Here is a 9,559-nt window from a genome sequence, read left to right on the forward strand (position 1 = left end):
CGGCGTCGACCAGTGCGTGCTCGAAGGTGAAGCTGCAGCCGATGAGGAAGGCGACCATGTCGTCGGTCCACTGCTCGGTGACCTCCGAGTGCTCCTCGACGACGACGCCGTCGGCGATGATCCGGTAACCCGGGATGTCCGTGCTCAGGTCAGCCCCGGGAGCGAGGCTCGTGCGAGGAGAGCCCGGGTCCGAGACGTCGATGACCGGACAGGACTGGGGGTTGCGCTGGGCGAACAGCAGAAAGTCGTAGGCGTACTGCTTCGGCACGGCGATCAGATTCGCCTGGGTGATCCCCGCGCACCAACCACTCGTCGGCACCGACAAGCCGTCACGGAACATCTGCCGGGCCTCGGCGGGTGTCAACGATTCCACTGGTGCACTCATGTGAGGGCCTGCTTCCTTGTCTCTTCGAAGAACAACGTGTCGCCGGGCCGGATGTTCGCAGCACGGTCCATGTCGGCATCCACCACCACCGCGATGACGGGGTAGCCGCACGTCACACTGCCGATCCTGCGCCCCGCGGTGCTCGCGTCCCTGCTGTTCGGCTTCACGCTCTCCTTCGACGAACTCCTTCGTCTACTCCCTGGGCGCGATCATCGCGATCGCCACCCTGGCGCTGGTGCTGGGGCGTCGAGGCGTTGCTCCCGGATGCCTGGCCCGGCGGCTGGCTGGTCGTCGACCTGCCGGGCCACGGGAGCGCACGGCGTCGGCATGACGGCTGAACGTGTACGGCGCATCCCAGTCCGACCTGGGCACTCGATGGGTGGCGTGGTGGCCCTCGAGCTCGCGACCGCGTCGCATGTGCGTGGAGTCGTGGCCTTCGGCGTGAAGGTCAGCTGGCCCGCGGAGGATGTCGCGGGCGCCCAGCGGGTGGCGGCCCGTCCCGTCCAGACGTTCGCCACGCAGGCTGAGGCGGTGCAACGCCTTCTTCGGCTGGCCGGGCTGACCGACCTGATGGCGCCGGAGGACCCGAGGGCGACCATCGGTGTCGTCGAGACCGAGGACGGCTGGCGGGTCACCCAGGACCCGGCGACCTTCGGAGTCGGTGTACCGGACATGGGAAACTGCTGGCAGGCGCTCCGTGGCGGGTGGTCCTGGCCCGTGGCGAGCACGATCCGATGGTGAGTGCCTCGACGACGAGCACGGTTCCCCACTGCTCGAACCGCTGGCCGTCCCACTCGTTGGTGAAGCGGATCGGGGAACCTACGGCCCAGTCAGTGCTGAGCTCACTGCCGTACTGCCATTGCCGGACCTGATCCGTTTCGGTGAGGACGGCCCACACCACGTCCGGAGGCGCTTGGATGTAAATGGTGGACGTGGATACGCGCATGCCCGTGAATATCAGGGGCCCCTGTCAGTGAAGAGCCCCGTGACCGCCGTACGCGCGGTGACTGGGACAGACGGGCCTGTCCGCCGTCGCGGCCCGGCCACGGGGTGCGCTTCCCGCTAGGCAGGGTCGAGAAGCTCGGACTCGAAGATCGGGAGAAGCACGGTCACCGTGGTCCCGGACCCGGGCGTCGAGGAAACCGTCAGGGTGCCCCGGTGCTCAGAGACGATGTCGTTCACCACGGCCAGGCCCAGGCCGGTCCCGGGTATGGCGTGGTGGTAGGCCTGAGACGAGCGGTAGAAGCGTTCGAGGACCTTGTGCTGCTCGGCGCCGGCGATGCCGATGCCGGTGTCAGTGACCCGAATGACGGCCTGATCACCGTGGCGGTCGACCGAGACCGTGACGGAGCCGCCGTCTGGGGTGAACTTCACAGCATTGTCGCCGAGGTTGAGCACGACCCGCTCCAGATCGGCTGGATCTCCGAGCACCAGGACCGGGTAGCTGGGGACGTCAAGCCCCAGCTCGAGATCGCGCCTCCTGGCCAGCTGGATCAGCCCGTCGTGGGCGTCACGGACGATGCCCACCAGATCGGTGGCCACCCGAGCATCACCTGGCCCCCTGGTGCTGGAACGGTCGAGGTGCAGCAGGTCGTCGACCAGCGAGGACAGCCTTCCGGCGTTGCGCAGCACCTTGCCCAGCGCCTCGGTCTGCCGGACGTTGAGCTCTCCGAGGTCTCCCTCGACGAGCACCTCGCTGTAGCCACGAATGCTGGCGAGTGGGGTACGCAGCTCGTGGCTGATGGTCGAGACCACCTCATCCTTGACTCGGTCGGCATCCTCCAGCCTGTCGACAGCGTCGTGCTCCCGGCGTAGCGCCTGGCTGAGCGCCTCCTCGGCGCGCAGTCGGTCGGTCATGTCCTCTCCGGCGAACAGGTAGCCGATCAACAGGTGGTCGTCGCGGATCTCGGTGAAGCTGAGAGACAGCACCTTCGTCTCGCCGGACTTCGTGAGCACCGCCCAGTCCCGCCGTGCCCCCTCGCGCGCCAAGGCTGCCACCACATCGGGAGGGCGGCCGGGCACGCCGAGCTGCTCGGCGTGGTGGACGAGCTGCTCGGACTGACCGAAATCGGATATCGATCGTCCGAGGACGTCAGACCCGGAGTAGCCGAGCAGCGTCTGGGCACCGACACTGAAGTGCGTGATCCGGAAGTCCGAATCAGTTGCCACGAGCATCGTGTTGGTGGCTGCGTCGAGGATCCGGTCAACGGTGGCTGTCGCTCTCCCTGCTTCGGCGGTGCGAGCCGCCAGCTCTGCCTCCCTCTCCTTCAGTTGCTGCTCCACGCCGGTGCGCCGTCCGGGGACCAGCCGGGTGAGCTCGATGGGAGTGTCCTCGAAGCGCTGGACGAGTCGGGGGTAGAGCCCCAGGAAGAGGGCGAGCGGGACGGCAAAGGCAGCGGCCAGCACGAGTTTTGAAAGCACCGACGAGGCGATGAGGTCACCCAGTCCCGACGAAGGACGCAGGACCAGCGCGGGGAACAGGACTCCATCGAGGGTCAGGATCGCGACGAAGGAGATGAGGGTGACCAGCGGCAGCCACCGTCCGGCCAGCCGGCGCTTGGCGACCTCCAGCACGGCGAGCAGCGTGAGCAGCTCCAGGATGATGAGCGTGCCACCCAGAAGGACCACGGCGAGCGACTTGTCGAACACGGCCGGGTCGACGCCGAGCGGGCTGGGCACATTCTGGTTGGCGAGGGCAACGTGGGTGGTCTGAAACATGAGGAAGACCACGGCGTTGACGCTGAGCACGAGGACGATGATGTTGCGCACCACTTGGACGTCTCGACCGACCACCGCGGTCACCAGCGTCGCGAACATGAAGCCGCCGTAGGAGACCTGGCCCGCCAGAAGGGTGACCTCGCCACCCACCGGCAAGATGTAGACGGCCCCGAGGATCCCGCCCATGGTGAGCACGGCAGCGGTGTGGCAGTAGAGCATCAGGAGCTGGAACGACGAGTGGCGGATCGCCATCAGCATGGGCAGGCCGGCGTAGATCGCGACGCTGACGGCGAAGAGCACTGTTCCGGTCATCCTCGTCCTTCCGACGTCGGACGTCGCAGTCGTCAGTGTGGCCCAGAGACATCGCCTACGCCACCATGAAGACCGAGGTTCTGGCCCGGTCAGCCGAGCCCGGGTTCTTTCAGTGAAGGAGCCCCGTGACCGCCGTACGCGCCGTGCCCGCGAGCCGGACCCGGCCGTCGTCGGTCGTCACCACCGTCAGCTCTCCGCCCCGAGGTGATGCCTGTTCCGCTTCCAGGATCGCACCGAGCACGTCACGCCAGTAAGGGCCGATCGTGCAGTGGGCTGATCCGGTGACGGGGTCCTCCGGGATCCCGTAGGCGGGCGCGAAGTAGCGAGAGACCACGGCTGCGCCGCCGCCGGCTGCCGTGACGATCAGGCCGCCGGCGGGGAGCCGCGCGACGGCCTGGAGGTTGGGGGTGAGGGACCGCACGGCCTCCACGGAGGCAAGAACCGCAAGGACGTTGCGCTCTGCGGGATCGGGGTTGCTGGTGACCCCCGTCCATACCGGGATCGTGCCGTCGAGCGCCACCAGGAGATCCGTCGATGCCGGCCCGGGGGCCGGCGGTGCCGCTGGGAAGTCGAGCACGATGCGACCCCCCTCCCGCTCTGCGGTGAGCCGGCCGCTGCGGGTCGTGAAGACAGCCGCGGACCCCTCGGGCAGGATGCCTGCTTCCCAGAGCCAGTGGGCGCTCGCCAGCGTGGCATGCCCGCAGAGGGCGACTTCGGTCGTGGGCGTGAACCACCGCAACCGGAACGTGCTGTCGCCGTCTGCAACGAGGAACGCCGTCTCCGCCTGGTGCAGCTCGTCAGCAACGCCCTGCATCCAGTCGTCCCGGGGGTAGTCCTCGAGCAGGATGACGCCCGCAGGGTTGCCTGAGAACGTGCGCTGGGTCGTGAACGCATCCACGATCGCGAACGCGGTGCCGCCGCCGGTCATGAGCTTCCCTTCCGTTCGTCGTGTCCTGAGTCTCGGGCATAAACTCACCCGATGCGCATCGTGGTCCTCACCGGCGCCGGCGTCTCGGCCGAGAGCGGGGTGCCGACCTTCCGTGACGCCGGCGGGTTGTGGGACGGCCACGACCCGATGACCGTTGCCACTCCCGAGGCCTTCGACCGCGACCCCACGTTGGTCCAACGGTTCTACGACGAACGCCGAGCCGCCCTCGCCCGCGTGCAGCCGAACGCCGCGCACCAGGCGTTGGCGCGCCTCGAGGCCGAGCTCGGAGGAGACGACCTCTACCTCGTGACCCAGAACATCGACGACCTTCACGAGCGCGGCGGCTCGCGACGGGTGCACCACATGCACGGACGTCTGCGTGCCGCATGGTGTACGGCGTGCGACGCGCGCCACGACTGGGAGACGACGCTGGTCGACCGGCCGCCCTGCCCGGCGTGCGGCTCGCCCCAGCTGCGCCCGGACGTCGTGTGGTTCGGGGAGGTGCCCTACGACATGGAGGCGATCGAGGAGGCGCTGTGGGCGTGCGACCTCTTCGTGTCGATCGGCACCTCGGGCGTGGTCTATCCGGCTGCGGCGTTCGTGCACTACGCGATCGGCAACGGTCGGCAGACCTTGGAGCTCAACCTCGACGAGAGCGACACGACCAGCGACTTCCACCAGTCACGTCGTGGTCCCGCCACCGAACTGGTCCCCGCGTGGGTCGACGAGGTGCTCAGGTAACGACGGCCTCCGGCGCCGCGGCCAGGGGCAGGCACACGCGGAACGTCGACCCGGAGCCCAGCTCGGACTCGACCTCGATCCGGCCGCCGTGTCGCTCCACGATGCGTCGGGTGATGGTCAGCCCGAGACCCGTGCCCGGTCGCACCAAGGCCTCGCGGTTGGTGCTGCGGAAGAACTCGGTGAACAGCTGCGTCAGGTCCTCCCCCGAGATGCCCAGGCCCTCGTCGGTGCATTCGAGGACGACCTGGTCGTCTCGGCACCACAGCGAGAGCCGCACGCTGCCGCCGTCGTCGGAGTAGCTGATCGCGTTGGTCACGAGGTTGGTGATCACGCTGGTGAGGGAGGTCGCGTCACCCAGAACCACGACCGGGTCCGGCGGAGCGTTGCACACCAGCTTGATGCCGCGCTGTCCGGCTGCCAGCGCAGACTGGTCGACCACGGACATGGCCAGGCACACCAGATCGACACGCGCGGCCTCCAGCTCGTGGGCCGGGTCGCCCACCTTGCTGAGCGTCGTCAGGTCGTCGACGAGGATCGCGAGCCGGTCGGCGCCTCGGGTGATGGCCTCCAGTGACCTCAACGCCTCGGGCGGGAGGTTCTGCTCCTCGTCCAGCATGGAGAGCATCTCGGCGTGGCCGGCCACCACGCCGATGGGGTTCTTGAGCTCGTGGGCCAGGGTGGCGATGAGCCCGGTGCGGTAGTAGTCCACCCTGCGCAGCTCCTCGGCCGCCTGACGCTCGCGCTCGGAGGCGCGGGCATTGAGGATCGCGCGACCGAGGTCGTGGCCCACGTCGAGGGCAGCCGAGCTCTCGTCGTCGCTCCAGGCTGCGATCCCGTCGCCGCGGGCGATCGCGAGCATGCCCAGCACCTCGTCCCCGGCACCGATGGGCACGACGACCAGCTCCACCCAGTCGCGGTACGACAACAGCTCGACCAGGTCGCCTCGCGACGATGCGTCGAGCTCGTCGTCACCCCACACGCGGGAACCGTCCACGAGAAGCACCCGCTGCCGCGCCCAGCAACGCCGTGCGGCATCCTCTACCGCCTCGAGCAGAGGCGGGTCCTCCATCGTGACCGCCCCCGGCGGATGCATGGCCAGCATCTCGCCGAAGACATCCACCGCAAGCACGGTCGCCCGGAAGGACTGCTGCAGCTCCTCGCACGCCAGGCGGAGGAGATCGGGAAGCCCGTGACGACTGTCGGCCGAGCGCACGACCAGTCGGGCGCCGGTCGCGAACCGGACGCCGGCTGCGTATTCCTCCCGCTCGATGGTGGTGATAACCGATTGCAGGGTGACGTCGAGGTCGTCGCTCAGCTGCACCAGCTCGTCGTTGGAAGGTCGACGCAGGGAGCGTGGGATGTCGAAGTAGACGAAGGCGCGCAGACGGTTGGAGGCGTCGTCGAGCCGGGCCACCATCATGTCCTGGGGGTGCCAGGCATCCGGATCGTCGGAGTGCGGAAGGTCTGGAGTGACGACATAGGGCTCGATGCTGGCGTGCGCCTCTGCGGTGACCACCTCATGGGGGATGAAGGTGAAGAGGCCGATGACCTCACCGAGGTCGATCACCGGATACATCGCGTCGAGGGGCGAGCTCTGCCCCTCGAGCTCACGAGCCGCGGGATCGTCGGTGGCGATGGCGACGAACTCCATCTGATCGTCGCTGCGACGCACCTCGATCGCGCAGATGCCGAAGCCCGCACGACGACGGAGGTCGTTGGCGATGCGCCACAGCTTGCCGCGCGCGGCAGGCTCGCCCCAGCCCCCTTGGTGGGGAGGGGCGTGCGTGTGGACCTGCTCGTCGCTGACCATGCGCGTGGATACCTCCGATCCACAACGATGACACGGCGCGGCACCGTGCGGAGCGGTTTCCACAGACTGCGCCCCGACGAGCGTGGCGCAGGCCGAGCTGTCAGCGCGTACGCCGCAGCAGCGCTCCGGCGTGCGCCGGCAGGTCGACGTGACCAGCAGCCGTGGACGCTCCCGACGGTGTCGCGAAGAGAACCTCGTGCTCTCCTGGCAGCCCCACGGACGCGTCGGCGCCACCGAAGTTGACGACGACCGTGACCGCCGCGCGCCGCATCACCAGGATGCGCGCCCGCTCGTCCACGTCCACCTCGACCCGGCGGAGGTCCGGGTCGGTGAGCTCGGGCAGCTCCCGCCGCAGCGTCGCGAGCCTGCGGTAGACCTCGAGGAGCACGGCGTGACGGCCGGAGCCGACCTCGTCCCAGTCGAGCTTGGAACGCTCGAAGGTCGCCCGGTCCTGCGGGTCCGGCACGACGGCCGGGTCCCAGCCCATCCTCTCGAACTCCTCGAGCCTGCCCTCGGCCGTTGCCCTGCCGAGCTCGGGCTCGGGGTGAGAGGTGAAGAAGGCGAACGGGCTCGACGCCGCCCACTCCTCGCCCTGGAACAGCATCGGGGTGAAGGGGGACGCCAGCGTAAGCAGCGCTGCGCAGGCCAGCTGGTCGTCGTCGAGAGCCTCGGTGATCCGGTCGCCGCGGGCGCGGTTGCCGATCTGGTCATGGTTCTGGCTGGCGACCACGAGGCGCCAGGCCGGCATCCGGTCCACGTCGAACGGCACTCCGTGCGGGCGGTTGCGGAAGGAGCTGAAGGTGCCGTCGTGGAAGAAGCCCTTGGTGAGCACCTTGCCGAGCGCCGAGAGCGGCTCGAAGTCGGCGTAGTAGCCCTCGGTCTCGCCGGTCAGCGCGACGTGCACGGCGTGGTGGAAGTCGTCGCTCCACTGGGCATCGAGTCCATAGCCGCCACCCTCGCGCGGGGTCACGAGCGACGGGTCGTTGAGGTCCGACTCGGCGATCAAGGTGAGGGGGCGTCGCTGGTGTGCCGACAGTGCAGCCACCTCCCTCGCCATCTCCTCGAGGAGGTGGGTCGGCGAGTCGTCGGACAGCGCGTGCACGGCGTCGAGCCGCAGCCCGTCGACGTGCATGTCGGTGAACCACATCCGCACGCTGTCGAGGATGAAGCGACGCACCTCGTGGCTGCCCTCCCCGTCGAGGTTGATCAGGTCGCCCCAGGTGTTGGCGCCGACCTTGAGGTAGGGCCCGAACACCGGCAGGTAGTTGCCCGACGGTCCGAGGTGGTTGTGCACGACGTCCTGGATCACGCCGATCCCGGCCGCGTGGCAGCCGTCCACGAACCGCTGGTAGGCCGCGGGACCGCCGTACCCCTCATGGACGGCTGACCACAGGACACCGTCGTAGCCCCAGTTGTGGGTCCCGTTGAAGGCGTTGACCGGGAGGATCTCGACGAAGTCGACGCCGATCGACTTCAGGTGCTCGAGCCTGGCCAGTGCTGCGTCGAAGGTGCCCTCGGGCGTGAAGGTGCCGACGTGCAGCTCGTAGATGACCGAGCCGGCGAGCTGGCGTCCGGTCCATGCGGTGTCGGTCCAGTCGTGCGCTCCTGCGTCGAAGGTGCGCGAGAGCCCGTGCACGCCGTCGGGCTGACGCCGCGACCTGGGGTCGGGGACGGGCTGCTCGGCGTCGTCGATGAGATAGCCGTAGTCGACCTCTCCCTCGGGGGCGGGCTCCGCGGGTGCCCACCAGTCGTCGGTGCCGCGGCTCATCGCGATCCGCTGGTCGCCGACCTGGAGGGTCATCGAGCGTGCCCGGGGGGCCCAGACGTCGAAACGGCCGTGCGTCGTCTCGAGGGGCGCGGAGCCACGGGTCAGCAGTGCGACGGGGAGCTCGCCCAGGACCTCGGACAGCGCGGCGTCACCGGAGAAGGTGCGGCCCGAGCATGCGTCGGTCCACTCCCCGGCAGGGAGGACGAGGCTGGTGTCGCCCCACCCGCCACGGGCGGCGAGGCCCAGGGGGAGCCGCGTCGCGACGGTGATCGCCCCGCCGCGGTCGAAGGCCAGGACGTGCCGGGCCGCCTCGCCGTCGGCGGCCACCGGCGCGTAGGAGGTGAAGAGCTCCGGCTGGTCGCGGCGCGCGCGCAGACCAGCACGGGTGACGAGCATCTTCGCCCCTCCGGGGTCGTCCACGCCGCCGGCGAGCTGGGGTCGCTCGCCCTGCTCCACCGAGGCCAGCATCGAGGTGCGTACGCCGAAGTCGACCGGTCGCCGGTTGTCGGGATCCACCAGGCTCTGCTCCCACAGCTCGCTGCCCTGGTAGACGTCCGGCACCCCCGGCATGGTGATCGCGACGAGCTTGGCAGCCAGCGAGTTGCTCCAGCCGGCGTCGGTGACCGCTGCCAGGACCTCGTCGAGCACCGCCCGGACGTCGGGCCGGTCGAGGGCGGCGTCGACGGCCGCGTGGACCGCGGCTTCGTAGACCTTGTCGGGCGCCGTCCACGTCGTGCGGTCGCCCGCCTCACGCATCGCCTTCTCCGCATACCCGTGCAGCCGCTCGCGGAGGTCGAGGTCGAGACCGCGGGCGGGCCACGCGCCGAGGATCGCCTGCCACAGAAGGTTGCCGAAGCCGGCGTCCGGGAGCGGGACGAGACCCAGCAACCGGTCGAG

The 9,559-nt window shown here is 69.4% G+C and carries 8 protein-coding genes and 1 pseudogene; 2 read left to right on the forward strand and 7 right to left on the reverse strand.

The features are described 5' to 3' along the window. Both JWN68_RS00510 and JWN68_RS00515 read right to left on the reverse strand, forming a co-directional pair. Positions 1-385 (reverse strand): annotated as a pseudogene (locus tag JWN68_RS00510) (hypothetical protein); the annotation flags it as partial. Then, positions 382-501 carry a hypothetical protein gene (locus JWN68_RS00515; protein WP_297733097.1) on the reverse strand — a complete coding sequence of 40 codons (120 nt, stop codon included), beginning with the start codon at positions 499-501 and terminating at the stop codon, positions 382-384. The pseudogene JWN68_RS00510 and the gene JWN68_RS00515, both read right to left, overlap by 4 nt. Before the next feature lie 271 nt (positions 502-772). Between JWN68_RS00515 and JWN68_RS00520 the strand changes: the two genes are divergently transcribed. Next, positions 773-1,126 carry a hypothetical protein gene (locus tag JWN68_RS00520; RefSeq protein ID WP_297733100.1) on the forward strand — a complete coding sequence of 118 codons (354 nt, stop codon included), beginning with the start codon at positions 773-775 and terminating at the stop codon, positions 1,124-1,126. Here JWN68_RS00520 and JWN68_RS19195 read toward each other — a convergent pair. From JWN68_RS19195 to JWN68_RS00530, 3 genes are all read right to left on the reverse strand, one after another. Further along, positions 1,017-1,331: an SRPBCC domain-containing protein gene (locus tag JWN68_RS19195; protein ID WP_366519717.1), complete on the reverse strand. Its 315-nt coding sequence runs from the start codon at positions 1,329-1,331 to the stop codon at positions 1,017-1,019. The two genes, JWN68_RS00520 and JWN68_RS19195, sit on opposite strands and share 110 nt — an antisense overlap. 116 nt (positions 1,332-1,447) lie before the next feature. Further along, entirely contained in the window at positions 1,448-3,415 is a 1,968-nt protein-coding gene (locus JWN68_RS00525; protein WP_297733103.1) for an ATP-binding protein, read from the reverse strand. Between the two features lie 109 nt (positions 3,416-3,524). Beyond that, complete coding sequence (locus tag JWN68_RS00530; protein WP_297733106.1) at positions 3,525-4,343, reverse strand: PhzF family phenazine biosynthesis protein; 819 nt, start codon at positions 4,341-4,343, stop codon at positions 3,525-3,527. Positions 4,344-4,394: 51 nt separating this feature from the next. On the opposite strand from JWN68_RS00530, the gene JWN68_RS00535 reads away from it, so the two are divergent. After that, a complete protein-coding gene (locus JWN68_RS00535; RefSeq protein WP_297733109.1) occupies positions 4,395-5,084 on the forward strand; it encodes an NAD-dependent deacylase in 690 nt (229 codons plus the stop codon). Here the strand turns inward: JWN68_RS00535 and JWN68_RS00540 are convergent. Both JWN68_RS00540 and treZ read right to left on the reverse strand, forming a co-directional pair. Further along, positions 5,077-6,894, reverse strand: a complete 1,818-nt coding sequence (locus tag JWN68_RS00540) for a GAF domain-containing sensor histidine kinase (RefSeq protein WP_297733111.1) — start codon at positions 6,892-6,894, stop codon at positions 5,077-5,079. The two genes, JWN68_RS00535 and JWN68_RS00540, sit on opposite strands and share 8 nt — an antisense overlap. 100 nt (positions 6,895-6,994) lie before the next feature. Then, the coding region (gene treZ / locus JWN68_RS00545) for a malto-oligosyltrehalose trehalohydrolase (protein ID WP_297733113.1) at positions 6,995-9,559 on the reverse strand (2,565 nt) is incomplete at its 5' end.

Source organism: Nocardioides sp., from assembly GCF_025964975.1.
Classification (GTDB): domain Bacteria; phylum Actinomycetota; class Actinomycetes; order Propionibacteriales; family Nocardioidaceae; genus Nocardioides.